This window comes from Pseudomonas sp. SMV7 (genome assembly GCF_052041995.1).
Taxonomy (GTDB): Bacteria; Pseudomonadota; Gammaproteobacteria; order Pseudomonadales; family Pseudomonadaceae; genus Aquipseudomonas.
Genome location: NZ_JBKGGT010000013.1, coordinates 70,987 through 97,499, shown reverse-complemented (window position 1 = coordinate 97,499; position 26,513 = coordinate 70,987). Strand labels below are relative to the sequence as shown.

General features: G+C 66.1%; 21 protein-coding genes. 12 read left to right on the top strand and 9 right to left on the bottom strand.

All coding sequences use genetic code 11. The annotated features are described in order from the left end of the window. Positions 1 to 4: 4 nt before the first annotated feature. The 11 genes from ACLEJP_RS17015 to ACLEJP_RS16965 all read left to right on the top strand — a co-directional run bounded on the left by ACLEJP_RS17015 (position 5) and on the right by ACLEJP_RS16965 (position 11,872). Entirely contained in the window at positions 5 to 895 is an 891-nt protein-coding gene (locus ACLEJP_RS17015; protein WP_011532967.1) for an NAD(+) kinase, read from the top strand. Continuing rightward, entirely contained in the window at positions 895 to 1,866 is a 972-nt protein-coding gene (locus ACLEJP_RS17010; protein ID WP_170028998.1) for a metallophosphoesterase, read from the top strand. Before ACLEJP_RS17015 ends, ACLEJP_RS17010 begins: the two co-directional genes overlap by 1 nt. Continuing rightward, on the top strand, positions 1,863 to 2,750 hold the full coding sequence (locus tag ACLEJP_RS17005; RefSeq protein ID WP_440808221.1) for a rhomboid family intramembrane serine protease: 888 nt from the start codon (positions 1,863 to 1,865) through the stop codon (positions 2,748 to 2,750). The genes ACLEJP_RS17010 and ACLEJP_RS17005 overlap by 4 nt, the downstream gene beginning before the upstream one ends. A 13-nt stretch (positions 2,751 to 2,763) precedes the next feature. After that, a complete protein-coding gene (locus tag ACLEJP_RS17000; RefSeq protein ID WP_003247224.1) occupies positions 2,764 to 3,024 on the top strand; it encodes a YeaC family protein in 261 nt (86 codons plus the stop codon). Continuing rightward, on the top strand, positions 3,021 to 3,851 hold the full coding sequence (locus tag ACLEJP_RS16995) for a DUF2797 domain-containing protein (RefSeq protein ID WP_440808219.1): 831 nt from the start codon (positions 3,021 to 3,023) through the stop codon (positions 3,849 to 3,851). Before ACLEJP_RS17000 ends, ACLEJP_RS16995 begins: the two co-directional genes overlap by 4 nt. Before the next feature lie 12 nt (positions 3,852 to 3,863). Continuing rightward, a complete protein-coding gene (pepN, locus tag ACLEJP_RS16990; RefSeq protein ID WP_440808217.1) occupies positions 3,864 to 6,521 on the top strand; it encodes an aminopeptidase N in 2,658 nt (885 codons plus the stop codon). Positions 6,522 to 6,705: 184 nt separating this feature from the next. After that, entirely contained in the window at positions 6,706 to 7,725 is a 1,020-nt protein-coding gene (locus ACLEJP_RS16985) for a WD40/YVTN/BNR-like repeat-containing protein (RefSeq protein WP_440808214.1), read from the top strand. Between the two features lie 20 nt (positions 7,726 to 7,745). Continuing rightward, positions 7,746 to 10,121, top strand: a complete 2,376-nt coding sequence (locus ACLEJP_RS16980; RefSeq protein ID WP_440808331.1) for an efflux RND transporter permease subunit — start codon at positions 7,746 to 7,748, stop codon at positions 10,119 to 10,121. A 62-nt stretch (positions 10,122 to 10,183) separates the two neighbouring features. Then, positions 10,184 to 10,474, top strand: coding sequence for a DUF5629 family protein (locus tag ACLEJP_RS16975; protein ID WP_289131546.1), 291 nt, complete (start codon positions 10,184 to 10,186; stop codon positions 10,472 to 10,474). Then, positions 10,440 to 11,570 (top strand): lactonase family protein, encoded by a 1,131-nt coding sequence (locus ACLEJP_RS16970; protein WP_440808210.1) that lies wholly within the window; start codon positions 10,440 to 10,442, stop codon positions 11,568 to 11,570. The genes ACLEJP_RS16975 and ACLEJP_RS16970 overlap by 35 nt, the downstream gene beginning before the upstream one ends. Before the next feature lie 122 nt (positions 11,571 to 11,692). Further along, a complete protein-coding gene (locus ACLEJP_RS16965; RefSeq protein ID WP_440808208.1) occupies positions 11,693 to 11,872 on the top strand; it encodes a hypothetical protein in 180 nt (59 codons plus the stop codon). A 142-nt stretch (positions 11,873 to 12,014) separates the two neighbouring features. Here the strand turns inward: ACLEJP_RS16965 and ACLEJP_RS16960 are convergent, their stop codons facing one another. From ACLEJP_RS16960 to ACLEJP_RS16920, 9 genes are all read right to left on the bottom strand, one after another. Beyond that, positions 12,015 to 12,608 carry a glutathione S-transferase gene (locus tag ACLEJP_RS16960; protein ID WP_440808205.1) on the bottom strand — a complete coding sequence of 198 codons (594 nt, stop codon included), beginning with the start codon at positions 12,606 to 12,608 and terminating at the stop codon, positions 12,015 to 12,017. Continuing rightward, positions 12,605 to 16,249 carry an AAA family ATPase gene (locus ACLEJP_RS16955; RefSeq protein WP_440808203.1) on the bottom strand — a complete coding sequence of 1,215 codons (3,645 nt, stop codon included), beginning with the start codon at positions 16,247 to 16,249 and terminating at the stop codon, positions 12,605 to 12,607. Before ACLEJP_RS16955 ends, ACLEJP_RS16960 begins: the two co-directional genes overlap by 4 nt. Further along, positions 16,246 to 17,484: an exonuclease SbcCD subunit D C-terminal domain-containing protein gene (locus tag ACLEJP_RS16950; RefSeq protein ID WP_440808201.1), complete on the bottom strand. Its 1,239-nt coding sequence runs from the start codon at positions 17,482 to 17,484 to the stop codon at positions 16,246 to 16,248. Before ACLEJP_RS16950 ends, ACLEJP_RS16955 begins: the two co-directional genes overlap by 4 nt. Positions 17,485 to 18,055: 571 nt before the next feature. Beyond that, positions 18,056 to 19,690, bottom strand: a complete 1,635-nt coding sequence (locus tag ACLEJP_RS16945) for a BatD family protein (protein WP_440808198.1) — start codon at positions 19,688 to 19,690, stop codon at positions 18,056 to 18,058. Continuing rightward, positions 19,687 to 21,405 carry a tetratricopeptide repeat protein gene (locus ACLEJP_RS16940; RefSeq protein WP_440808196.1) on the bottom strand — a complete coding sequence of 573 codons (1,719 nt, stop codon included), beginning with the start codon at positions 21,403 to 21,405 and terminating at the stop codon, positions 19,687 to 19,689. The genes ACLEJP_RS16945 and ACLEJP_RS16940 overlap by 4 nt, the downstream gene beginning before the upstream one ends. Beyond that, a complete protein-coding gene (locus ACLEJP_RS16935) occupies positions 21,402 to 22,478 on the bottom strand; it encodes a vWA domain-containing protein (RefSeq protein ID WP_440808193.1) in 1,077 nt (358 codons plus the stop codon). Before ACLEJP_RS16935 ends, ACLEJP_RS16940 begins: the two co-directional genes overlap by 4 nt. Further along, positions 22,471 to 22,965: a DUF4381 domain-containing protein gene (locus tag ACLEJP_RS16930; RefSeq protein WP_440808192.1), complete on the bottom strand. Its 495-nt coding sequence runs from the start codon at positions 22,963 to 22,965 to the stop codon at positions 22,471 to 22,473. The genes ACLEJP_RS16935 and ACLEJP_RS16930 overlap by 8 nt, the downstream gene beginning before the upstream one ends. Before the next feature lie 13 nt (positions 22,966 to 22,978). Beyond that, positions 22,979 to 23,923 (bottom strand): DUF58 domain-containing protein, encoded by a 945-nt coding sequence (locus ACLEJP_RS16925; protein WP_225776947.1) that lies wholly within the window; start codon positions 23,921 to 23,923, stop codon positions 22,979 to 22,981. 4 nt (positions 23,924 to 23,927) lie between these two features. Beyond that, on the bottom strand, positions 23,928 to 24,887 hold the full coding sequence (locus ACLEJP_RS16920; RefSeq protein ID WP_186679428.1) for an AAA family ATPase: 960 nt from the start codon (positions 24,885 to 24,887) through the stop codon (positions 23,928 to 23,930). A 230-nt stretch (positions 24,888 to 25,117) separates the two neighbouring features. Here ACLEJP_RS16920 and ACLEJP_RS16915 point away from each other — a divergent pair, with 230 nt between their 5' ends. After that, positions 25,118 to 26,416 (top strand): T6SS phospholipase effector Tle1-like catalytic domain-containing protein, encoded by a 1,299-nt coding sequence (locus ACLEJP_RS16915; RefSeq protein WP_440808188.1) that lies wholly within the window; start codon positions 25,118 to 25,120, stop codon positions 26,414 to 26,416. Positions 26,417 to 26,513: the final 97 nt, after the last annotated feature.

Sequence of the window (26,513 nt, the reverse complement as noted above, 5' to 3'; positions counted from 1 at the left end):
CCCCATGGAGCAATTTCGCAATATCGGTATCATCGGCCGCCTTGGTAGCTCGCAGGTGCTCGACACCATTCGCCGACTGAAAAAATTCCTCCTCGAGCGCCACCTGCACGTGATCCTCGAGGACACCATTGCCGAAGTGTTGCCCGGCCACGGCCTGCAAACCTCCACCCGCAAGCTGCTCGGCGAGGTCTGTGACCTGGTCATCGTGGTCGGCGGCGATGGCAGCCTGCTGGGCGCCGCCCGCGCCCTGGCCCGGCACAACATTCCGGTACTCGGCATCAACCGTGGCAACCTGGGCTTCCTCACCGATATCCGCCCGGACGAACTGGAAGAGAAGGTCGCCGAAGTGCTCGACGGCCACTACCTGGTGGAAAACCGCTTCCTGCTGCAGGCCGAGGTGCGCCGGCACAACGAAGCCATTGGCCAGGGCGACGCGCTGAACGACGTGGTGCTGCACCCGGGCAAGTCCACGCGCATGATCGAGTTCGAGATCTACATCGATGGCCAGTTCGTCTGCAGCCAGAAGGCCGACGGCCTGATCGTCGCCACGCCGACCGGCTCCACCGCCTACGCGCTGTCGGCTGGTGGCCCGATCATGCACCCCAAGCTCGACGCCATCGTCATCGTGCCGATGTACCCGCACACCCTGTCGGGCCGGCCGATCGTGGTCGATGGCAACAGCGAACTGAAAATCGTGGTGTCCAAGGACCTGCAGATCTACCCGCAGGTGTCCTGTGACGGCCAGAACCACTTCACCTGCGCCCCCGGCGACACCATCACGGTGAGCAAGAAACCGCAGAAACTGCGCCTGATCCACCCGCTGGACCACAACTACTACGAGGTCTGCCGTACCAAGCTGGGCTGGGGCAGCCGCCTGGGAGGCAGGGACGACTGATGCTCGATCCGGCGCGAAGTTTCGACATCATCGGCGATGTGCATGGCTGTGCGCTGACCCTCGAACGCCTGCTCGACGCCCTCGGTTACAAACGCCAGGCCGGCGTCTGGCGTCATCCGTGGCGCCAGGCGCTGTTCCTGGGCGACATCGTCGACCGCGGGCCACGCATCCGCGAGGCGCTGCATATCGTCCATGACATGGTCGAGGCCGGCCAGGCGTTCTGCATCATGGGCAACCATGAATACAACGCCCTGGGCTGGGTGACCCCGGCCTTGCCTGGCAGCGGCAAGGCCTATGTGCGCGAGCACACGCCACGGCATGCCCGGCTGATCGACGAGACCCTGACCCAGTTCGCCCAGCACCCGGCGGACTGGCACGACTTCGTCAACTGGTTCTACGAGCTGCCGCTGTTCGTCGACGCCGGGCGTTTCCGCCTGGTCCACGCCTGCTGGGACCCACGCCTGATCGAGCCGCTGCGTCAGCAATACCCCGACGGCTGCATCGACCAGCACTTCATCCAGGCTTCGGCGGTGAACGGCAGCTTTGCGGCCAACGTGTGCAACCGGCTGTTGCGCGGTACCGACATGCGCCTGCCGGACGGGCTGACCCTGACCGGCGGCGACGGCCTGACCCGGGCATTCTTCCGCACCAAGTTCTGGGAAGAAGACCCGCAAACCTACGGCGACATCGTGTTCCAGCCCGACGCCCTGCCGGCGGAGGTGGCCAACACCCCACTCAGCCACAGCCAGAAGAACGCCTTGCTGCGCTACGCCGAAGACGAGCCCATGCTGTTCGTCGGTCATTACTGGCGCAGTGGCCGCCCGGCGCCGATCCGTGCCAACCTGGCCTGCCTGGACTACAGCGCCGTGCTCTACGGCAAGCTGGCCGCCTACCGGCTGGATGATGAAACCCGCATAGACCCGCACAAGTTCGTCTGGGTCGACGTCGACCGCCCACAGGCCAGCCAATGAACATTATCGAAGTGATGCGCCTGCCGCTGTCGGTCGACCTCAGCGGCTTCGTCCAGCTGCTGCAGCGCCTGCAGGTACCGCACCGGGTCAGCGAGGAGGGCGAGGTCCAGGTGCTGTGGGCGCCCGAAACCCTGGCCACAGAGGTGCGCGAACTCTACCAGCGCTACCCCGACGGCAACGCCGACCTCCAGGCGAGCGACGAACCGCTGGAGGCCGGCATGCCCGCGCCTGGCCCTGGCCAGCCCTCCCTGGCAGAACAGGCCCGCGCCTGCAAGGTCACCACCCTCACCCTGCTGCTGTGCTTCATTGTCGCCGGCCTCACCGGCCTGGGTGATAACTTCACCACCATCAGCTGGTTCACCTTCCTCGATTTCCGCGTGCAGGGCGACTACCTGTACTTCAGCCCGCTGGCGCAAGGCCTGGCAGAAGGCCAGTGGTGGCGCCTGGTCTCGCCGATGCTGCTGCACTTCGGCGTGCTGCACCTGGCCATGAACAGCCTGTGGTACTGGGAGCTGGGCAAACGCATCGAGCTGCGCCAGGGCCGCTGGGCGCTGCTGGGCCTGACCGTGCTGTTCAGCCTGGTGTCCAACCTGGCCCAGCACTACACCAGCGGGCCGAGCCTGTTCGGCGGCCTGTCCGGGGTGCTGTACGGCCTGCTCGGGCACATCTGGTTGTACCAGTGGCTGGCGCCCAATCGCTACTTCGCCCTGCCCAAGGGCGTGCTGGCCATGATGTTGATCTGGCTGGTGGTATGCCTGACCGGCGTGGTCGGCACCCTGGGCCTGGGCCAGATCGCCAATGCCGCGCATGTCGGCGGGCTGCTCATCGGATGCCTGACCGGGCTCTTGGGTGGGGCGCTGGCCAGGCGTAAACTGTCGGCTTGAATCAGGAGACACTATGTCCACTTTCGCGCAAATGATCGAAAACATCACACCCGAGATCTACCAGAGCCTGAAACTGGCGGTGGAGATCGGCAAATGGTCCGACGGCCGCAAGCTCACCGCCGAGCAGAAGGAGCTGTCGCTGCAGGCGGTAATCGCCTGGGAGATGAAAAACCTGCCCGAAGACCAGCGCACCGGTTACATGGGCCCGCAGGAATGCGCCTCCAAGTCGGCACCGATTGCCAACATTCTGTTCAAGTCGGACTCGGTACATTGATCGAACTCGCACGTGGCTCGTTGAGCAAGATGGCGGTAAGCCTGCAGGCGCCAGTGGTGCAATACAGCTTCCGCCTGGGTGACACCCAGGTGCCGGTCAACCCGCTGATCGGCCAGCGCCTGCGCCTGGAATACCTCGGCGCGATTCACTGCAGCCATTGCGGCAAGCGCACCAAGACCAGCTTCAGCCAGGGCTACTGCTACCCGTGCATGACCCGGCTGGCCCAGTGCGACGTGTGCATCATGGCCCCGGAAAAGTGCCACTACGACGCCGGCACCTGCCGCGAACCGTCGTGGGGCGAACAGTTCTGCATGACCGACCATGTGGTCTACCTGGCCAACTCGTCGGGGATCAAGGTCGGCATCACTCGCGCTACCCAGCTGCCGACCCGCTGGCTCGACCAGGGCGCCAGCCAGGCCCTGCCGATCCTGCGCGTGGCCACCCGCCAGCAGTCCGGCCTGGTCGAAGACCTGCTGCGCAGCCAGGTACCCGACCGCACCAACTGGCGCACCCTGCTCAAGGGTGACGCCGAGGAACTTGACCTGGTCGCTATCCGCGAGCAGGTGTTCGCCGCCTGCGCCGATGGCCTGCGTGAACTGCAGGGGCGCTTCGGCCTGCAGGCGGTCCAGCCACTGACCGACGCCGAAGTGGTGCAGATCCGGTACCCGGTCGAGGCCTACCCGAAAAAGATCGTCAGCTTCAACCTCGACAAGGACCCGGTGGCCGAAGGCACGCTGCTGGGCATCAAGGGCCAGTACCTGATCTTCGACACCGGTGTGATCAACATTCGCAAGTACACGGCCTACCAGTTGGCCGTACTCCAGTAAAAGGACCTGCACATGCGTACCGAACAACCGCAAGTGATCTACCTCAAGGATTACCAGGCGCCCGAGTACCTGATCGACGAGACGCACCTGACCTTCGAGCTGTTCGAGGACCACACCCTGGTCCACGCGCAACTGGTCATGCGCCGCAACCCGGCACGCGGTGCCGGCCTGCCGCCACTGGAACTCGACGGCCAGCAGCTGGAACTGCTGCGCGTTTCGCTGGATGACCAGGAACTCGGGCCGGATGCCTACCGGCTCGATGCCGACAGCCTGACCGTGCAGCCCAAGGCTGAGCGCTTCACCCTCGATACCAGTGTGAAGATCCACCCCGAAAGCAATACCGCACTGGAAGGCCTGTACAAGTCGGGCAAGATGTTCTGCACTCAGTGCGAGGCCGAGGGCTTCCGCAAGATCACCTACTACCTTGACCGCCCGGACGTGATGAGCACCTTCACCACCACGGTGATCGCCGAGCAGCATCGCTACCCGGTATTGCTGTCGAACGGCAACCCGATCGGCAGTGGGCCGGCCGAGGATGGTCGCCACTGGGCGACCTGGGAAGACCCGTTCATGAAGCCGGCCTACCTGTTCGCCCTGGTGGCCGGTGACCTGTGGTGCGTCGAGGACAGCTTCACCCGCCAGTCCGGCCGCGACGTGACCCTGCGCATCTATGTCGAGCCCGAGAACATCGACAAGTGCGAGCACGCCATGGTCAGCCTGAAGAAGTCGATGCGCTGGGACGAGGAAGTCTATGGCCGCGAGTATGACCTGGACATCTTCATGATCGTCGCGGTCAACGACTTCAACATGGGCGCCATGGAAAACAAGGGCCTCAACATCTTCAACTCCAGCTGCGTGCTGGCCCGTGCCGAAACCGCCACCGATGCCGCCCACCAGCGCGTCGAAGGCGTGGTGGCCCATGAGTACTTCCACAACTGGTCGGGCAACCGCGTCACTTGCCGTGACTGGTTCCAGCTGTCGCTCAAGGAAGGCTTCACGGTGTTCCGCGATGCCGAGTTCAGCGCCGACATGAACTCGCGCACGGTCAAGCGCATCGAGGACGTCGCCTACCTGCGTACCCACCAGTTCGCCGAAGACGCCGGGCCCATGGCCCACCCGGTGCGCCCGGACAGCTTCATCGAAATCTCCAACTTCTACACCCTGACCGTGTACGAGAAGGGCGCCGAAGTGGTGCGCATGGTGCGTACCCTGCTGGGCACCGAGGGCTTCCGCCAGGGCAGCGACCTGTACTTCGAGCGCCACGATGGCCAGGCGGTGACCACCGACGACTTCATCAAGGCCATGGAAGATGCCAATGGCGTTGATCTGACCCAGTTCAAGCGCTGGTACAACCAGGCTGGCACCCCGCGCCTGGAAGTCAGCGAGGCTTATGATGCCGCCGCGCAGACCTACAGCCTGAGCTTCCGCCAGAGCTGCCCGCCGACCCCGGACAAGGCCGAGAAGCTGCCGTTCGTGATCCCGGTGGAACTGGGCCTGCTGGACGCCGCCGGCAACGACCTGCCGTTGCAACTGGTAGGTGAAACTGCCGCTCAAGGCACCAGCCGCGTGCTGTCGGTGACCGAAGCCGAGCAGACCTTTACCTTCCAGGGCATCCAGGCCAAGCCGCTGCCGTCGCTGTTGCGCGGCTTCAGCGCGCCGGTCAAGCTGAGCTTCCCCTACGACCGCGACCAGCTGATGTTCCTGATGCAGCACGACAGCGATGGCTTCAACCGCTGGGAAGCCGGGCAGCAGCTGGCGGTGCAGGTGCTGCAGGAACTGATCGGTCAGCATCAGCGTGGCGAAGCGCTGCAGCTCGACCAGCGCCTGATCACTGCACTGGGTACCGTGCTCGGCAACCAGGCCCTGGACCCGGCCATGGTCGCCGAGATGCTCTCGCTGCCGGGTGAGGCCTACCTGACCGAGATCAGCCAGGTGGCCGACGTGGAGGCCATCCACGCTGCCCGCGAGTTTGCCCGCCGGCAGATCGCCGAGCAGCTGTTCGACGCCCTGTGGGCGCGCTACCAGGCCAACCGCGAGGTATCGCGCAACACCGCCTACGTGGCCTCGGCCGAGCATTTTGCCCGCCGCAGCCTGCAGAACATCGCCCTGTCGTACCTGATGCTCAGCGGCCAGCCGCAGGTGCTGGCGGCGACCCTGGAGCAGTTCGAGCACTGCGACAACATGACCGAGCGCCTGACCGCGCTGGCAGTGTTGGTCAACTCGCCGTTCGAGGCAGAACGGGCCAAGGCCCTGGAGGCCTTTGCCGAGCACTTCAGGGACAACCCGCTGGTCATGGACCAGTGGTTCAGCGTGCAGGCGGCCAGCACCCTGCCGGGCGGGCTGGCGCGGGTCAAGGCGCTGATGCAGCACCCGGCCTTCACCCTGAAGAACCCGAACAAGGTGCGGGCGCTGATCGGCGCCTTCGCCGGGCAGAACCTGGTCAACTTCCATGCCGCGGATGGCTCGGGGTATCGCTTCCTGGCCGACCTGGTGATCGAGTTGAATGCGCTGAACCCGCAGATCGCCTCGCGGCAACTGGCGCCGCTGACCCGCTGGCGCAAGTATGACGCTGCGCGCCAGGCGCTGATGAAGGGCGAGCTGGAGCGGATTCTGGCTTCCGGTGAGCTGTCCAGCGATGTGTATGAAGTGGTGAGCAAAAGCCTGGCTTGAGGGCCAAAGGGGCCGCACAGCGGCCCCCGGCTACACGCCGATAACAAAACATAACACCCCACCCGTTGTCTTCCCGCGAACATCCCCGCTACGATCCCCTCAAGCTATTGCAGGCCTCTAACTCAGGCTTTTCGCAGTGCCTGCAGTGCATTGACCCACCAGATAACAACAACAGGGGGCAGTCATGAGGGAACAGAACAGGCGCTTTGCCTGGCCATTGGCAGCCGGCGCGGTATTGGCGCTGGGGCTTGGCGTGTGGGCTGACAGCGTGCAAGCCGCTGCCGCCGACGAATATTCCAGCGAATCGGCCAAGGCCAGCCAGAGCCTGTTGATCGACGCCGCCCAGGCCGGCAAGCGCCTGGTGGTGGTGGGCGATCGTGGCCACATCCTGTTCTCCGATGACCAGGGCCGCACCTGGACCCAGGCCCGGGTGCCGACCCGGCAACTGCTGACCGCGGTGTTCTTCCTCGACGACAAGCGCGGCTGGGCCGTCGGCCATGATGCGCAGGTGCTCGCCAGCAACGACGGCGGTGCCACCTGGAGCAAGCAGTTCGAAGACCTCGCGCGCGAAGCACCCTTGCTCGATGTCGCCTTCCTCGACGCCGCGCACGGCTTCGCCGTAGGTGCCTACGGCGCCTTGCTGGAAACCACCGACGGCGGCCAGCACTGGCAGGACGTCGCCGAGCGCCTGGACAACCCCGACCAGTTGCACCTCAACGGCATCGCCCAGGTCCGTGATGGCGGGCTGTTCATTGTCGGCGAGCAGGGCAGCATGTTCCGCTCGGCCGACAACGGCCAGACCTGGAGCAAGGTCCAGGGCCCCTACGAGGGCTCGCTGTTCGGTGTGATCGGTACGGCCCAGCCACGCACCCTGCTGGCCTACGGCCTGCGCGGCAACCTGTTCCGCTCCACCGATTTCGGTGACAGCTGGCAACCGATCGAACTCAAGGCCGCACGTGGCAGCCTCGAATTCGGCCTGGCAGGCGCTACGCTTGTCGAGGATGGCAGCCTGGTCCTGGTCGGCAACGGCGGCAGCGTGCTGCGCAGTACCGACGATGGCCAGACCTTCAGCGTCTACAACCGCGCCGACCGCATTGCCCTGGCCGGCGTCAGTGGCCTGGCCAATGGCGGCCTGCTGCTGGTCGGGCAGGGCGGGGTGCACCTGGCCACTGCCCAGGGTGCCGACCAGGGGGTGCAGCCATGACCAGCAGGGAGAGCATCACCATGCATGCGCATCACCCGGACAAGGCCACGCTGCTGGAACGCCTGATCTTCAACAACCGCCCGGTGGTCATCGCCCTGTGCCTGCTGGCCAGCATCTTCCTGTTCTGGCAGGCCACGCAGATTCGCCCGTCCACCAGCTTCGAGAAGATGATCCCGCTGCAGCACCCGTTCATCGAACAGATGATGGCGCACCGCAACGACCTGGCCAACCTGGGCAACACCGTGCGCATCTCGGTCGAGGCGGTCAATGGCGACATCTTCGACAAGGACTACATGGAGACCTTGCGCCAGGTCCATGACGAAGTGTTCTACATACCCGGTGTCGACCGTGCCGGGCTGAAGTCGCTGTGGAGCCCCAGCGTGCGCTGGAGCGAGGTCACCGAAGAAGGCTTTTCCGGGGGCGAGGTCATACCCAACACCTACAACGGCTCCCAGGACAGCCTCGACACCTTGCGCGACAACGTGCTCAAGTCGGGCCAGGTGGGGCGCCTGGTGGGTAACAACTTCAAGTCCAGCATCGTCGACGTGCCGCTGCTGGAGAGCTACCCCGACCCGCAGGACCCGGGCAAACAGGTGAAGCTGGACTACCAGCAGTTCTCGCACCAGCTGGAAGAGAAGATCCGCGACAAGTTCCAGGCGCAGAACCCCAACGTCAAGGTGCATATCATCGGTTTCGCCAAGAAGGTCGGCGACCTGATCGACGGCCTGGTGATGGTGGCGATGTTCTTCGGCGTCGCCCTGGCCATCACCTGGGTACTGTTGTACTGGTTCACCTGGTGCATCCGCAGCACCATCGCCGTGCTCATCACCACCCTGGTGGCGGTGGTCTGGCAGCTGGGCCTGATGCATGCGGTGGGCTTCGGCCTGGACCCTTACTCGATGCTGGTGCCGTTCTTGATCTTCGCCATCGGTATTTCCCACGGGGTGCAGAAGATCAACGGCATCGCCCTGCAGTCCAGCGACGCCGACAACGCCCTCACTGCGGCGCGGCGCACCTTCCGCCAGTTGTTCCTGCCGGGGATGATCGCCATCCTCGCCGATGCGGTAGGCTTCATCACCTTGCTGATCATCGACATCGGCGTGATTCGTGAACTGGCCATCGGCGCGTCCATCGGCGTGGCGGTGATCGTGTTCACCAACCTGATCCTGTTGCCGGTGGCCATTTCCTACGTCGGCATCAGCAACAAGGCCGTCGCGCGCAGCAAGCAGGACGCTACCCGCGAGCATCCGTTCTGGCGCCTGCTGTCGAACTTCGCCAGTGCCAAGGTGGCGCCGGTGTCCGTGGCGCTGGCCCTGGTCGCCTTTGCCGGTGGCCTGTGGTACAGCCAGAACCTGAAGATCGGTGACCTCGACCAGGGCGCGCCGGAACTGCGCCCCGACTCGCGCTACAACCAGGACAACAACTTCATCATCAGCAACTACTCGACCAGTTCCGATGTGCTGGTGATCATGGTCAAGACGCCGCCGGAACAGTGCTCGATCCACTCGACCATGGCGCCGATCGACGAGCTGATGTGGACCATGCAGAACACCCCGGGGGTGCAATCGGCGATTTCCCTGGTGACCGTGTCCAAGCAGGTGATCAAGGGCATGAACGAGGGCAGCCTGAAATGGGAGACCCTGTCGCGCAACCCGGACATCCTCAACAACTCCATCGCCCGCGCCGATGGCCTGTACAACGGTGACTGCTCGCTGGCCCCGGTACTGGTGTTCCTCAACGACCACAAGGCCGAGACCCTGGAGCGGGTTACTGCCGTGGCCAAGGCGTTTGCCGACAGCCACAACAAGGAAGGCCTGCAATTCCTGCTGGCGGCGGGTAACGCCGGGATCGAGGCGGCCACCAATGAAGTGATCAAGTCGGCCGAGCTGACCATCCTGATCATGGTATACATCTGCGTGGCGGTGATGTGCCTGATCACCTTCCGCTCGTTCGCCGCCACCCTGTGCATCGTCCTGCCGCTGGTGCTGACCTCGGTGCTGGGCAACGCGCTGATGGCCTACATGGGCATCGGCGTCAAGGTGGCGACCCTGCCGGTGGTGGCACTGGGCGTGGGTATTGGCGTGGACTATGGCATCTACATCTACAGCCGGCTGGAGAGCTTCCTGCGCGCGGGGCTGCCGTTGCAGGAAGCCTATTACGAGACGTTGCGCTCGACCGGCAAGGCGGTGCTGTTCACCGGGTTGTGCCTGGCGATTGGCGTGTGCACCTGGATCTTCTCGGCGATCAAGTTCCAGGCCGACATGGGCCTGATGCTGACCTTCATGTTGCTGTGGAACATGTTTGGTGCGCTGTGGCTGCTGCCGGCCCTGGCCAGGTTCCTGATCAAGCCGGAGAAGATGGTGGGCAAGGAGGGCGGCTCGATCTTCGCCCATTGAACAACGGGGCCGCTTTGCGGCCTAAGGGTTATAATGCCGGCACATCCCTCACAGGTAACCCCATGTCCCCCCTCGCCACCGCCCTGCAGTCCTGCGACATGCTCCTGATCGACGGCCTGCATGCCTTCGATTTCACCACCGACGCCTCCGGCCTCACCGTCGAATGCATGGACGGCCGCCAGTTGCGCCGCTGGGTGTTCAGCGCCGAACAGGTCGCCGCTGCTGTCGCCATCGGTGACGAATGGCAACTCGACGATGCCCACGGCGCGCATCGACTAGTCTGTATGAGTGCCTTTCGCGCCCCGGATGATAATGACAATGAAGCGGATCTGGACGAGCCTGCTGGCCACTAGCCTGATGAGCCTGAGCCTCAATGCCCCTGCCGCCACCTTGCTGGTGGGCAGTTACACCGACGGTGCCAGCCAGGGCATCTACCGTTATCGCTTTGACAGCAAGGCCGGCCATATCGACCCCACGCCGCTGCAAGTGGTGAAAAGCGTCAGTCCGTCGTGGCTGGTGCTTTCGGCCGACCAGCGCCAGCTGTTCGCGGTCAATGAGACCCCGAATGGCCAGGTCAGCAGTTTCAGCGTCAGCGCCAAGGGCGAGATCAAGCCGCTCAACCAGGTGGCCAGCCAGGGTGACGAGCCGACCCATGCCAGCCTCAGCCGCGACCAGCGTTACCTGTTCGTGGCCAACTATGCGGTCAAGCCCGACCCCGGCAGCAGCCTGGTGGTGATCCCGCTGGCCAGGGACGGCAAGCTCAAGCCGGTGGTGCAACATGCCCGGCACCAGGCCAGCGGCGTAAATCCCGAGCGCCAGGCCAGTGCCCACGTGCATTCGCTGGTGCTGTCACCCGACGGTCGGCACCTGTACGCCAGCGACCTGGGCGCCGACAAGGTGTTCATCTACCGCTACGACGGCGCCAGCGCCGACCACCCGTTGACACCGGCGATCCCGGCGTCGGTGGCCCTGCCACCGGGTAGCGGGCCGCGCCACCTGTTGTTCGACGCCAAGGGCCGGCATGCCTACCTGACCCTGGAGATGAGTGCCGAGGTGGTGATGTTCGATGTGCAGGACGGCAACCTGGTCGAACGCCAGCGCCTGCCCTTGGCCGAGCGCCAGGAGGCGGCGGCGAAAGCGGCGGGTGGCTTGCACCTGTCGGCGGACGGGCGCTTCCTGTATGTGAGCAACCGTGGCACAAGCAACGAGATCGTCGCCTTCAGCGTGGGCAAGCAGGACGGCCAGCTGACGCTGCTGCAGCGCCGCTCGGTGGAGGGTGATCACCCCCGCGAGTTCACCCTCGACCCGAGTGACAACTTCCTGCTGGTGGCCAACCAGAAGAGCAACCAGATCGTGGTGATACGCCGCGACCCGCGCAGCGGCAAGCTGGGCGAGACGGTGCAGACGTTGCAGCAGGACGCCCCGTCGGACCTGAAATTCATCGAGTGATATCGATTGGCGTGATAACCGATACTGCCGCAATGAATTTCTGCCGGCGCCCTCGGCGGCGTAAGTTTGACCCAAGGCCCGGATGGGCCACCGTCAAACCACCGCCGTCGAGGTCAACCCAGATGAACTTCAATCTCTTCCCGGTCATTGCCGCATCCGCCATTTCCGCTTCGGTCGTCCTGCCGACGCATGCCCATGCCGACAGCAGCGCCAAGGCGTCCGCGACCCACAGCTACACCGAGCAGTACCTGCGCCAGAGTGCCAACTTCCATGCGGCCCTGAGCGGCAAGCAGCACGCGTAAACCTGACTCGGTCCCGTGTGGGAGCGGCCTTGTGTCGCGATGGGCCGCAGAGCGGCCCCGGCAATTTCAGCTGTAACGCAAAACCGGGGCCGCTGCGCGCCCATCGCGACACAAGGCCGCTTCCACAAGCGGCCGTATGAACCTATTTGGCCATGACGGCCTTGAACAGGTCCGAAGCCAACCAGCCCTGCAGCCAGCTCCGCAGCCGCGGATAAGCCGCCTCGGCGAACCACTGCGGTTCGACCCCGGCAAACTGGCGCATCAGGGGTAGCAGCGCGGCATCGGCAATGCTCGGGTGGTCGGCCAGCAGGTAAGGCCGGGCGGCGAGCAAGCCTTCAAGCTCGGCCAGCCAGGTTTCGGCCTGTTGCCGGTAATGGGCGCGGGTGTACGCCGGGTAGCGCTCGGCGTACTTGTACAGGTTCACCTGCGCCTTGAACGTGCTGTCGTTGCGGGCAATCAGTGATTCAGCCTGCTGCGCCGCGGTAGCGTCGGCTTGCAGCTGCCAATCCTGCGGGTCGTTGCGTGCCAGCGCCCAGCGCATGATGTCCAGGCTCTCTTCCAGCACCTCGGTACCGGTGTCCAGCACCGGCACCGTGCCCTTGGGCGACAACGCCAGCAGTTCTGCCGGCTTGTTCTTCATCGCCACTTCGCGGATTTCCACCTCGCAGCCGGCATAGCGCAGGGCCAGGCGCGCGCGCATGGCCCACGGGCAACGGCGGAACGAGTAGAGCATCACCCGCACACCTCCACATCACTCAGGCCGTTGCCCTGCCGGCGCACCTGGATCTGCACCGGGATGCGCTCGTGCATTTCCTGCACATGGGAAATCACCGCCACCTTGCGACCCTGGGCCTGCAGGCCGTCGAGGGCATCCATGGCCAGCTGCAACGATTCCGGGTCGAGGCTGCCGAAGCCCTCATCGATGAACAGCGATTCGATGCGCAGGGTGCTGGAGGCCATCGAGGCCAGGCCCAGGGCCAGGGCCAGCGACACCAGGAAGGTTTCCCCGCCCGACAACGAGTGCACCGAACGCAGCTCGTCGCCCATTTCGGTGTCCAGCACCAGCAGGCCAAGGGCGCTGCCGCCGCGTTTGAGGCGGTAGCGACGGGCCAGCTGGCGCAGCTGGGCGTTGGCGTGGTGCAGCAACAGGTCGAGGTTGTAGCCCTGGGCGATCTTGCGGAACACGTCGCCCGAGGCCGAGCCGATCAGGGCGTTCAGGCGGGCCCAGCGCTGCCATTGCTGGTGGGCCTGCTCGATTTCTGCCGCCAGCGCCTGGTGCGCCTGTTGGCGGCGCTGGTCGTCGGCCTGCTGGGCGCGCAGCTCCGCGCACTGCTGCTCATGCACGGCCAGGCGTTCACGCAGTTCGGCCAGGGCCTGTTCCAGCGCTTCGGCCGAAGTGTCCACGGCCATCTGCGCCGCGTGTTGCTGCAGGCGCTGTTCACGCTCCTGCAGCAACACGCGGCCTTGTTCGATGGCTTTTTCGGCGTTTTGCAGGCGCTGGCGCAGTTCATTCACCTGGGCCTCGTCGATGCCCAGCAGGCGATCCAGGCCGGCATCATCCAGTTCCGGGTGTGCGCTACGCCATTGCGCAATCTGCGCCTGCAACTGCTCGCGCTCGGCATCCAGTGCCTGCTGCTGGCGGATGTTGGCATTGAGTTCGCTGGCCAGTTGCACGCCTTGGTTACGCAGCTCCTGCAGGCGCTGGACAGTATCCGCTTCAAGGGCGCGGGCCTGTTCCAGCGTGACGTCCATGTGCTGTTGCCAGGCTTCGGCGCTGGCGTGTTCGCCTAGCAGCTCGCCGAGCGAGGCCTGGGCGTGCTGGCGCTGTGCGTCGAGGGCGGCAAGCTGTTGCTGCAATTGCTGCTGGGCTTGCACGCGCGTCTGGTGCTGGTCGCGCAGCTTGTCCAGCTGGGCCTGGCGGGCTTGCTGTTCCTGCTGTTCGTCCTTGCGTTGCTCGAGTAGCTGCAGGCGCTGGGCAATCTGTTGGTCCAAGGCGAGGAAGGCATTGGCCGGGTCGTCGCTGAGGGCCTTGAGAACCTCGTCGGGCAACACGCTGGCCAGGTCATTCAGGCTCTGCTGCAATTGCTGCTCGTCGCTGGCCAGGGCCTGGTGCTGGTGTTCGAGGTGGCGCTGGGCTTGCTGTTGCGCCTCGTGGGCGGCCTGCAGTTGCTGGCTGCGGCGGGCGGCCTCCTTCTGCAAGGCGAGCAGGGCGCTCTGGCGCTGCTCGTCGTGGCCGATTTCCTGCTCCAGGCGCCGCAGCTGACCGTCCAGCCAGGCGCTGCGGGCCTTGTCGTCCTGCGGCGCCAGGGCCGGCCACAGGCTGTGCGCCTGCACCTGGGCCACCTGGGCTTGCAGCTGCTCGCCCAGTTGCTGCTGTTGCTGCTGATAGTCCTTGAGCTGGGCGTTGACCACGCCCAGCTCGGTGCGCAATTCCACCAGCTTGCTGTTGAAGGTATCGACCTGCTGCTGTGCGGCGTCTTCTTCGGCCTGGTCATGCCGGCCCAGGCTCTGCAGCAACGCTTCCGGGTGATGGAACGGATGCTCGACACTACCGCACACCGGGCAGGGTTCGCCGTCGCGCAGCTGCTCGCGCAGTGCTTCGACGCTGGTGTTGCGCGCCAGGCGCTGGCGCTCCAGCAACTGCCGGGTGAGGTTGAGCGCCTGCTCGGCAGCTTGCAGCTCGGCCTTGGCGGCGGTGCCCTGGGTAATCAGTTGCTGGCGCTGCTGCATGGCCTGCTGTTGCCGCTCGCGCACAACCGCCAGCTGTTCGCGCAGTTCCCGTTCACGGCCATGCAGGCGCGACAGCTCTTCTACGGCACGCTGTTGCTTGCGGTTGTCTTGCAGCATGCCGCCGAGCAGGTCGATCTGCTCCGCTAGCGCCTGTGGCTCGGCCTTGGCTTCGCGGAACAGCAGGTCGAAGGCATCGCGTTCGGCCTGCAGCTGCGCATTGGCCTGGCTGGCCTGGGCCTGCAGGCCGGGCAGTTCCTCGCGGCCCTTGGCCAGGCGGCCACCGATCAGCATTACCTGCTTCAATTGCGGCAAGTAGGCGTGCCAGGCATCGGCAAGGCCCGCCAGGTGCTGGCTGTCGGCGAGCGCAGTGTCGATCTGTGTCAATTGCTGCAGGCTGCGCTGCTGGTGCTCCTCCAGTTGCTGTACCTGCTGCTGGCCTTCGGCAACCTGCTGGTCGGCCTGCTGGCTGGCGCTGCGCTGTGCCGCCAGCTCCTGGTCCAGACGGGCCAGGTTGTCCTGGGCGGCGAACGCCTGGCGCAGGCGCGGAGCGTTTTCGCCGTGTTGTGCCTGGCTGTCGGCCAGGGCCTGGCGTGCCGCTTGCAGAGCCTGTTCGAGCTCGCCGGTACGGCCCTGCAGCTCAGCTTGCTGGCGCTGTTGCTCGGCGATTTTTTCCGCCACCGGTGCCAGTTGCGCATCCAGCGTCTGCTGGCGATGGAACTGATGCCGCTGCGGCGCCAGGCGCTCCAGACGGACCAGGTCCAGGCGCTGCTCGGCCAGTTGCTGCCAATCCTGTTCGGCAGCCTGCAGGGCGCTGCTGGCTGCGGCGTGCTGGGCCTGCAACTGGCGTTGTTCATTCAGCCAGTTGCGTTGCTGTTCCAGCTGGCGCTCGGCGGCCTGGTCGGCCTTGAACTGCTGCTGTGCCTGCTCCAGGCGCTGGTCGAGTTCGGCGCGGGCTTCGACGGCCATCGGCAGCAGGTGGCTGGCACGCTCCTTGAGGGCGTTGTGGGCGTCGCCGGCCTCGCGTGCCTTGCTGAAGGCGCGTTGGCCCAGGCGGGTATAGATGGCGGTGTTGGTGAGCTTTTCCAGTAGTTCGCTGCGCTCTTTGTCGTCGGCCTTGAGGAAGGCGCCGAACTCGCTCTGGGCCAGCATCACCGCGCGGGTGAACTGCTCGAAGTTCAGGCCCAGGCGGGCTTCGACCAGTTGCTTGTATTCGTTCTTGCCGCTGGCCAGCACCTGTTCGCTGTCCAGGTCGTAGAAGCTCTGGCGGCTGAGCTGCAGCTTGCCGTTGGCCTTGTCGCGGGCGCGGTTGGCTTCCCAGCGGGCCCGGTAGCGGCGGCCATCGATACCGACGAAGTCGACTTCGGCAAAGCCGCTGCCGGTACCCCGGCGCAGCAGGTTGCGCGGGTCGGAGGTGGGGATGTCGCCGTCGGCGTCCGGCACCTTGGCCTCGCGGCCGATGTCGTTGAGCCGCGGCACGCTGCCGAACAGGGCCAGGCACAGGGCGTCGAGCAGGGTACTCTTGCCGGCGCCGGTGGGGCCGGTGATGGCGAACAGGCCGGCGCTGGCCAGCGGCTCGGCGGTGAAGTCGATGTCGATCGGGCCAGCCAGCGATGCCAGGTTCTTCAGGCGGATGGCGAGAATCTTCATGGCTGTTCCTCTTCCTGCTGCACGTCCTGCAACAGCAGGGCAAAGTCGGCCAGCGCCTGCTCGTCGACCGGGTTGCCGTAGGCCTGCTCCCAGGCGCGGCTGAACAGGTCCTGCGGGGTCATCTGGGCCAGTTCGACGAAGGCCAGGTCATCGTCTTCGGCGTTGGTGCGGCCGGCATATTCGGCACTGATGCGCACCAGGCGCACGGCCTTGCCTTGCAGGGCGCCTTCGATCTGCTGGCGCAGGTCGGGTTGCGGCTCGTCGAGGATCACCCGCACTTCCAGCCAGGGCTGGCGGTTGGGGTCTTCGAGCAGGTCGATCACCGGCAGTTCGCCGAGTTGCGCCAGCACTTCGCCCAGCGGTGCCGGGCCAACCCGTTGCAGGGCCACCGCGCGTGGTACCGGGCGCGGCTCGACGCTGACCAGGCCGCTGCCATCCAGCTCCACTTCCAGTACCTGGTGCGGGTAGTTGATTTCGGCGAACGACAGCGGGATCGGCGAGCCGCTGTAGCGAATGCGTTCTTCGCGGTTGACCTTCTGCGGCTTGTGCAGGTGGCCCAGGGCGACGTAGCTGATGGCCTTGTCGAACAGCCTGGCCGGCAGCGCCTCGGCGTTGCCGATGATCAGGCTGCGTTCGGAGTCCTCCGACACCGCGCCACCGGCCATGTGCGCGTGGCTGATGGCGACCAGCGCCTGGTCTTTCTTGCGCTTCTTCTGCGCAGCGGCGATCAGTTGCTGGTGTACCTGGGTGATGCCTTGCAGGTAATCGTCGCCCAGTTGCGGGCCGGTCACCTCGGCCGGGCGCAGGAAGGGCAGGGCCAGGCACCAGGCGGCGACCTTGCCGCGGCCATTGGTCAGCGGGATCAGCAAGCGCTCGGCGTCCAGCTGGCCCTCGTCCAGCCAGTGCACGCGGCCCAGGGCATGGGTACGCAGGCGGCGCATGAGGGCGGCAGGCAACTCGATGCGCGAGCCGGAGTCGTGGTTGCCGGCGATCATCACGATGTCCAGCTTGGGCAGCTGCTCATGGGCCTGGACGATGAAGTCGTAGAGGCGCTCCTGGGCTTTGACCGGCGGGTTGACCGTGTCGAAGATATCCCCGGCGATCAGCAGCGCATCCGGCTGACGCAGGCGCAGCTGGCCGAGCAGCCATTCGAGAAAGCAGGCGTGTTCGAAATCGCGTTCCTGGCCGTGCAGGCTTTGGCCCAGGTGCCAGTCGGAGGTGTGAAACAGACGCATGGATGACCTGTTGGTGTCGAGTCGAGCAAGCGAGGGCTTGGCTTGGGGGATGGGCATTGCGCAAGGGCGGTATGGTAACCCAAGCTGGGTTCCGGGTGCAGGGCGGGGAATGGGTCAGGGCGGGCAGCTGTTCGTCGGAAATGTGGTGACGAACACCTGGCAGCCATGAGGCGATCACGCTTTTTGTAGGGCCGGGTCAGTGCCAGGTGATATCCCCGGTCTGCCGGTGCAGCAGCAACTCGGCCAGGGCCTTGGTCATCTGTACGTGATGCACTGCGTTGACAGCATGTTGATACCGGGCTTGCCGGCGTTGGCGCAGATGTATTCGTCCAGCGAGTCTTCGATGCCGGCCATCAGCTGGAGAGTGTGGATCAGGGCGTCAACCGAGGGGGTGTCCGGATTGATGGTGTAGAAGGGGCGGGTTGTCAGGTTCAGAAATATCTTACGGTGGCACCGGCTGCGCCGGTGTTCGCGGGCATGCCCGCTCCCACCGGGATCGTGTAAGCAGCCAGGCCGGCGCGGTCAGTGTGGGAGCGGGCATGCCCGCGAAGAGGCCCGCACAGGCAGCCGATTACTTGGGATAGAGCGGTGGCAGGTTGCCGCTCTCGCCAGGCGGCAGCAGTACCTGCTCAGCCGGCGGAATCGTACCGATCGCCCGCCACAAATCCTCACCCTGCCAATACTGCCCGCTCTCGCTGTACAACGCTCCGTTCAAGCCATCCAGCGCATCCGACAGCGGTACGAAGCGCGCCGCCATTTCGGCCAGGGTTTCCGGCTGCTGCCGGGCCCAGGCGTCCAGTGCCTGGCGGGTCGCCTGCGGGTCGTTGGCCTGGCAGGCGCGCTTGAGGTCGTCCAGCAAGGTACGCGGGCTCGGCCCGCTCTGTGCGGCGCGCAGCACGGCCGGTTGCGAACGCGCGCGCCACCACAGGGCGAAGCCCAGCACGCTGGTCAGGGCAAACAGCAGGGTGGCCAGCTGCCATGGCCATAGCAGGCTGCTGGCGCCGCTGCTGTCGCCCACCGGGGTGTCGGCGCTCAGTGCCGGGTTGTCCTGCACGTTCAGCGTACGTGCCGGCAGGCTGCTGTGCTCCAGGTGGTCTTCGCGAGTGTTCCACCAGGCCACCTCCAGCACCGGCAACGCCAGCGCGCCACTGTGGGTCGGCACCAGCGCTTCGCGTTCTTCGCGGTTGGCGGTCATGCCACGCTCGCCGATCTCGTTTCGCAGCAGCGGCTGGTCGGGGTAGCGGCGCAGCCCGGTGATTTCGGTGGCTGGCAGCGGCGGCAACTGGGTGCTGGACAAGCCTTCGGCACGCAAGGTGATGTTGCGGGTCAGCGAGTCGCCAATCTGTACCTGCTGGCTGCCGGGGTCGGGGTTCCAGTGCTCTTCCAGGCTCAGGCTGCGGGCCGGCAGCCACGCCAGGCCAGCCGGCCAGGCCGCTGGGATCGGCCGCACGGCCAGGCGCAGCGGCAGCGAGCTGACCTGCACCTGGCGGCCGGCCCGGGCCGTGCCGTTGGCGCCTGCGGCGTCGTCCGGGCTGGCGGCAGCGGTGGCGGTGAATGTCAGCGACGGAATGTCGAGGGTGCCGCTTTGCTGGGCATAGATGGCATAGCGGGTTTCGATCACGCCATGGCGAACACCGTTGATTTCCTTTTCATAGGTGCGTGATTCACCCAGCGGTTCGACCTTGGCATTCTCCAGTTGCAGCGGGCTCAGGCTGCTGTCGTCATACAGCGCCACCGAGTGGTAGATGCGCACGGTCAGCACGGCCTGGGCCTGGACATAGACGTTGCTGCTGTCGAGGCTCGCTTCGATGAACACCTGGGAAGCGCTGTCCTGGCGGCTGGCATCGGCTTGCAGGACTTGCAGGTCGATGGCCTGGCTGTGCGACTGGCCCAGTTGCAGTTCGGGGATACGCAGGCTGCCACTGCGCCGTGGCAGCAAGGTGATGATCCAGCGGGTGCTGGCGCGGGTTTCACCATCGAGGCTGTGCAGGCTGTTCAGCTGGCGCGTGCCGCGCACTTCGAAGTCGTTTTCCAGCGCGCGCAGGTCGGGCTTGCCAAATTCAGTGACGTCCTGGCTTTCCAGGGTCAGTTCCAGGCTTTCGCCGGCCTCCAGCCTGGTACGGTCAACGCTGGCGCGCAGCAGCGGTTCGGCCTGGGCCAGCACGGCCCATAGCAGGCAGAGTAGAAAGACGCCGAAGCGACTCATTGTGGGTTTTCCTGTTGCAATTGCTGTTCATACCAGAATTTGCGCCGCAGCAGCTCGGCCGGGTTGTCGGGGATCTCGCGCAGCCATTGTTCCAGGGCCTGGCGTTGCTCGGCATCGAGGCTGGTCGACAGCGGGCGCTGCGGCGGCTGGATCACGCCGTCATCTGCGCCCGCCTGGTTGCCGGACGCGGCCTGGCTGTTGCCGCTGCCTTCCCCGGGCTGTTCGCTGCCAGGCTGTTCATCAGCGCCGGGTGCGCCCTGGGCCGGGCTGCTGGCCGAGCTGCTGTTGCCTTCGGTTTCGCTGCCGGGCGTGCCCTGGGCATCGCTGTTGGCCGGTTGCTGGTCGGCCTTGGCCGTCCGCTGTTGCAGCAGTTGCTGCACCAGCGCCTGGTTGTCCAGCGCTGCTTGCAGGTCGGGTTGGCGTTCCAGGGCTTGTTCATAGGCGTCCAGCGCAGCCTCCAGTTCGCCGCTGCGGGCCAGCGCATTGCCTCGATTGTAGTGGGCTGCGGCCGAATCGCCCTGGGAAAACGCTTCGGCGGCAGCGGCATAGTCGCCGGCCTGGTACAAGGCCATGCCGCGCCATTGTGGGTCGTGGAAGTGGTGCGCGGCGCTGGCCGGGCGGTTCTGCTCGAGCAGGCGCTGGCCTTGCTGGTCGGGGCGCAGCCACAGGTCATTGAATTCGAAGGCGTGGCTGGGTTGTGGCACGGCCAGGAGCAAGGGCAGGCAGAATAGCCAGCCACGGCGGCCGGCACAGGCGGCCAGCAGCAACAGCGGCAGCAACAGCCAGTACCCTTGGTCGGCCCAGCTGTCCAGTTGCAAGGTCTGGCCGTCATTGCGCCCGCTGCGCGGGCTGTCGAACAGGCCCAGGCCGCGCAGGTCGAGGTCGTCGACCCGGGCATGCCGGTAGCGCCCGCCGGTGCCGCTGATGAAGCCCTTGAGGCTGGCGCTGTCCAATCGTGGCAGGAGGATGCCGCCCTGGTCGTCCTTGAGGTATTCGCCGTTGGCCTGGCGCACCGGCGCACCCTCGCGGCTGCCGATGCCCAGCATCAGCAGGCTCGGGCCCTGGCGGCCGAGGGCCTGGGCGATACCCTGGCGCTCCGGGGCACTCAGCGCAGAACCGATCAGCAGCAGGCGGCCCTGGCCCAGGCCGCTCTGGGCCAGCAGGGCCAGGCCTTTCTGCACGGCGAGGTCGGCGCGTTGGCCGGGTTTGGGCATGATCGACGGGTCGAGCGCCTCCAGCAGGTTGCGGGTGGTCGCCAGGTCGTCGGACAGCGGGACCAGGGTGTGCGCCGAGCCGGCGTAGACCACCAGTGCGGTCTGGCTGTCGCGGCGGTGCTCCAGCAGGTCGAGGATCTTGCGCCGCGCCTGCTCCAGGCGGTTGGGGGGGCTGTCCTCGGCGAGCATTTGCGGGGTCAGTTCCAGCAGGATCACCAGCGGGTCGGCCGGGCGCTGGCGGCTTTCTTCCACGCGCTGCCAGCTGGGCCCGAGCAGGGCCAGGACCACCAGCGCCCAGGCCAGGCCCAGCGCTACCCAGGGCAGCTTGCTGGTGCTGCCACTGCCACCGCCGAGCAGCACGCCATGGAACGCCGGCGGCAAAATCATCTGCCAGCGCCCGGCGCGCTTGCGCCGGTGCCACAGCTTGTACAGCAGCCAGCCGAGCAGCGGCACGGCCAGCAGCCACAGCGGGCGCAACCATTCAGGCCACAGTTCGCTCATCGCCGCCTCCTCAGGCGCAGGCGCTTCAGGCGTTGCCGCCACTCCGGGTGCGGCTGCAGGAAGCGCGGCTTGCGCAACACCCGCTGCAGCAGGTTATCGGGCCACTGCACGGCGACCACCAGCAGTACGCTCAACAACAGCGCCAGGGCCAGCGGCCAGGCATAAAGGGCTTTCGCGGTGCGCGACTGGGTCGGTTGCTGGGCCACCGGTTCAAGCTGGTCGAGGGTGTCGCCAATGGCGTCCAGTTCGGCGCCGTCATGCGCGCGGAAGTAGCTGCCATGGGTGATCTCGGCGATTTCCTTGAGCGAGGCTTCGTCCAGGTCGAGGCTCGGGTTGAGGCCGAGCAGGCCCGGGGTGCCACTGGCTTCGGGGTTGGCGCCGATGCCGATGGTGTAGATCCGCACGCCTTCCTGGGCGGCCAGGCGGGCAGCGGTCAGCGGGTGGATCTGCCCGCCGTTGTTGGCGCCGTCGGTAATCAGCACAAGCACCCGGCTTTGTGCCGGGCGCTGGCGCAGGCGCTTGACCGCCAGGCCAATGGCATCGCCGATCGCGGTGTTCTTGCCGGCGATGCCGATCTGGGCTTCGTCGAGGAAGGTGCGCACGGTGCGCCGGTCGAAGGTGAGCGGAGCCTGCAGATAAGCCTGGCTGCCGAACAGGATCAGGCCCACGCGGTCGCCTTCACGGTCCTGCAGGAAGTCGCCGAGCAGCGCCTTGACCAGGTCGAGGCGGCTGATGTCTTCGTTTTGCCACTGCATGTCGGGGAAGTCCATCGACCCGGACACGTCCACGGCCACCAGCAGGTCGCGGCCACTGGCGGCCACCGGGACCGGGTCGCCCAGCCACTGCGGGCGGGCGGCGGCGCACAGCAACAGTAGCCAGATGACGACGAACGGCGCCTGCTGGCGGCAGGTCGGCAGGTTCAGCCGCGCGCGGCGCCCGGCCAGGCTCTCCAGTTCGTTGAGAAAGCCTACCTTGAGCACCGGTTCGCCGCTGTCGGCAGCCGGCAGCACCAGGCGCGCCAGCCACGGTAATGGCAACAGGGCGAAGACCCACGGCCAGGCCAGTTCAAACATGCTTGCGAATCCAGGTTTCGACGGCTTGGCTGAGCCCGGCGATGGCCTTGTCGTCGAGCTTGCACTCGGGTTTGTAGGCGCCTTCGACCAGCACCATCCAGCGGGTCAGGCCGGCGGCCGGGCAGCGGTTGTCGAGGAATGCCAGCCACTGGCGGCCATTGAGGGTATGGCTGTTGGCCCCCGGGTAGTGGCTGCGGCACAGGCGCTTGAGCAGCGCATTGATCTGTTGCAGCCAGGCACCTGCGGGGGCGCCGTCATAGGGGCGTGGCAGGCGGGCCAGCTCGGCCAGGGCCTCTGCGCGCACCGGGTCCAGCGGTTGCTCGGCGCGCACCACGCGGCGTTTGCCCGGGCGCCAGCGGCGCAGGCGCCACAGGCCCCAGCCCAGCAGCGGCAGCATGGCCAGCAACACCCACCAGCCGGGGGCCGGTGGCCACAGGCCGATTGGCGCCGGGGCTATCAGCGGTTGCAGTTGGTCAAGCGGGTTCATTGGCCGCTGCTCTTCATGACGCGCTCCGCGGCCGTTGGGCATTCAGGTATTCGCGTAGCTGCTCGATCATTTCGCTCTGGGTGCTCAGCGGCATCAGCAGCACGCGCAGCTTCTGCGCCATCAGTTCCCAGCGCTCGATGCGCGCTTCGGCCTGCTGGCGGTAGGCCTGGCGCAGGTTGGCGTCGAGGGTGTCGAGTTCCAGTTGCGCACTGCGCTGGGCAAAACGCAACAGGCCGGCGGCGGGCAGGGCGTGGTCGAGCGGGTCGGATACCGGCATCAGCAACAGGTCGCAATGGCGCGAGAGCATGGCCAGGTGCTGTTCCACCTGGGCGGTGAGCGAGCGCTCGTCGCAGATGATGATGGCCAGGCTGCCAGGGCGCAGTACCTCGCGGGCGCGGCGCAGGGCCAGGCCCAGGCTGTCTGTGCCGGGGGTGGCCTCGGTGTGCAGTGCCTGGTTGACCTTGGCCAGGCGGTTGAGCAGTTGCAGCAGGCTCTGCTTGCTGCGTCGCGGCTTGATTTCGTGGTGCTCGTTGTCGCCGAACACCAGCCCGCCAATACGGTCGTTGTGGCCCAGTGCGGCCCAGCCGAACAGCGCCGCAGCCTGGGCGGCCAGCACCGACTTGAACATCAGCCCCGAGCCGAAGAACAGCCGTTGGCTCTGTTCGACGAGGATGAAGATCGGCCGTTCGCGCTCTTCGTGGAACAGCTTGGTGTGCGGCTCCTGGGTGCGCGCGGTGACGCGCCAGTCGATGTTGCGCACATCGTCGCCGGCCTGGTACACGCGCACCTGGTCGAAGTCAACGCCGCGCCCGCGCAGCTTGGAATGATGCAGGCCCACCAGCGGGCTGCGCTGGCCAGGCCGGGAAAACAGCTGGATTTCGCGCACCCGGTGGCGCATGTCGATCAGCTCGGCAAGGCCGATGCGGATGCCGGGCTCGGCCAGCGACGTGGTGGGCATGGGCTCAGGCAACGGCGACGACGTCGAGGATGCGCTGGACCACGCGGTCCTGGTCGATCCCGGCGGCCTCGGCCTCGAAGGAAAGGATGATGCGGTGGCGCAGGACGTCGAACAGCACCGCCTGGATGTCTTCGGGGCTGACGAAGTCGCGCCCGGCCAGCCAGGCATGCGCGCGCGCGCAGCGGTCCAGCGAAATGGAGCCGCGCGGGCTGGCACCGTAGGCGATCCAGTCGGCCAGCTCGGTGTCGAACTTGGCCGGGGTGCGGGTGGCCATCACCAGTTGCACCAGGTATTCCTCCACCGCGTCGGCCATGTACAGGCCGAGGATTTCCTTGCGGGCGGCAAAGATCGCCTGCTGGCTGACCCGGCGCTCGGGCTTGGTCTCGCCGCCCAGGGCTTCGCCACGGGCCTGCAGCAGGATGCGCCGCTCTACCGCAGCGTCAGGGAAGCCGATCTTCACGTGCATCAGGAAACGGTCGAGCTGGGCTTCGGGCAGCGGATAGGTGCCTTCCTGCTCGATCGGGTTCTGCGTGGCCATGACCAGGAACAGCGGCGACAGGTCGTAGGTGCTGCGGCCCACGCTGACCTGGCGCTCGGCCATGGCTTCGAGCAGCGCCGACTGGACCTTGGCCGGCGCGCGATTGATTTCGTCGGCCAGCACCAGGTTGTGGAATATCGGGCCTTGCTGGAACACGAAGCTGCCGGTTTCCGGGCGGTAGATCTCGGTGCCAGTGATGTCGGCCGGGAGCAGGTCGGGGGTGAACTGGATGCGATGGAACTGCGCCTCGATGCCTTCGGCGAGCTCTTTGATGGCCTTGGTCTTGGCCAGGCCCGGGGCACCCTCGACCAGCATGTGGCCATCGGCCAGGAGCACGATCAACAGTCGCTCGACCAGTTTTTCCTGGCCCAGGATCTGGGAAGAAAGAAAAGTGCGCAGCGCGATCAGCGCTTCACGGTGTTCCATCGGCGACGGTTCCTGGTAGGGGGCCGCAGGCGGCTGACAGTAGCTGCTTCGGCAAGGGCTGATACTTTAATCCATCCGGGGGGGCGGCGACCAATGGCGGCAGGGAAATTTATCCTTGCCGGGGCCATGCATGCGCGGAATTTTCCTGAGCATGGCTGGCCATTGGCTGATGTTCCGTCGCGGCGCGCTGGCGCTTGCTTGTGCTTCTTCAACAGGCAGGAAGCACGCTGATGGTACCGAATAGCTGCAACAATGAATGCATGTCCCCGGTCGCCCTGCGTTTCGGGGTGTTCTTCGATGGCACCGGCAACAACCAGAACAATGCGGCACAGCTGGACGCGCCAGTGCGCATGGGGGCCAGTTATGCCAACGCCTTGAGCAATGTGGCCTTGTTGCATGACCTGTATCCGGGGCAGGAGGCCGATGCCGAGGGCCGCATGGCCTTTCTGAAACATTATGTCGAAGGCGTAGGGACCTTGGCGGGCGAGGCGGACCAGGTATACGCATCTGCCACCGGGCGCGGGTCGACCGGGGTGGAGGCGCGGGTTGCCGAGGCGCTGGCCGCGATAACCCAGCAACTGCGCGGCTGGTGCCAGGCGCATCCCCGGGCCAGGCCCGAGCGCGTCGAGTTCGATCTGTTCGGCTTCAGCCGGGGTGCGGCGGCAGCCCGGCATCTGGCCAACCTGCTGCACGATGGCTGCGACCTGCTGTTACCTGGGCCTTGTGCCGTCGTGATCAATTTCATCGGCCTGTTCGACACCGTGGCGGCAGTCGTCGCACCGTTGCAGGGTGACTTCGACCCGGCGGACGAACGCTACGCCGGCTTGCGCCTGGGGCTGGCCCCCGGCCTTGCCCGGCAAACGGTGCAACTGGTAGCGCGGGACGAGCAGCGGCACAACTACCCGCTGGTGTGCAGCGGCCATGACATCGTGCTACCAGGCGTGCACTCGAACATCGGCGGAGGCTATCCGGCGACCACGCTGGAGCAGGTACTGCTGTGCAAACCGCAATCACAGCGCGTGCCTCAGGGTATGCGTGCCGAGCAGACACGCGTATATGCCACGATGGACGCCTTGCTCGCCTCGATGCCGGACTCAGCGGGAGGGCAGGTGCTGGCCTGGGAGGTACCGGTTGCCGGTGGCCGGTCGGATGAGGCGCAAAAGCAGGTGTATGCGGCGGTATACCGTGAACGCGAAGTCGCCGGGCAGCTATCGCGGGTGTACCTGAGCATCATGCGTGAACTGGCGGTGCGGGCGGGGGTGCCGTTCGCGGCGTTGGGCGGGCAGGCCGAGCATCGGTTGCCGGCTGAGTTGCTGGCGATCAGCCGCAAGTTGCATGCCTTCGCCTTCGGCGACCAGCAGCAGCCGGGGTTGACCGGGGAGGAGGAGCAGCTGTTGCGCCACAAGTACATACATACGTCAGCAAACTGGAATGCCTTGAAGGGGTTGCGTAACAGTGTGCTGGATATGTTGTTCGTCAATCGGCCCGGGGCGGAGGGGCGGGTGATGCATGCCAATCCGGCCGCATGAATGGCCTGTGGGAATGGGCTTGCATGGCACCGGCCATGCCGGTGCCCGCAGGTAGACCCACTCCCACAGGGCCTGTGCCAGCTGGGCAGCGCGCTAA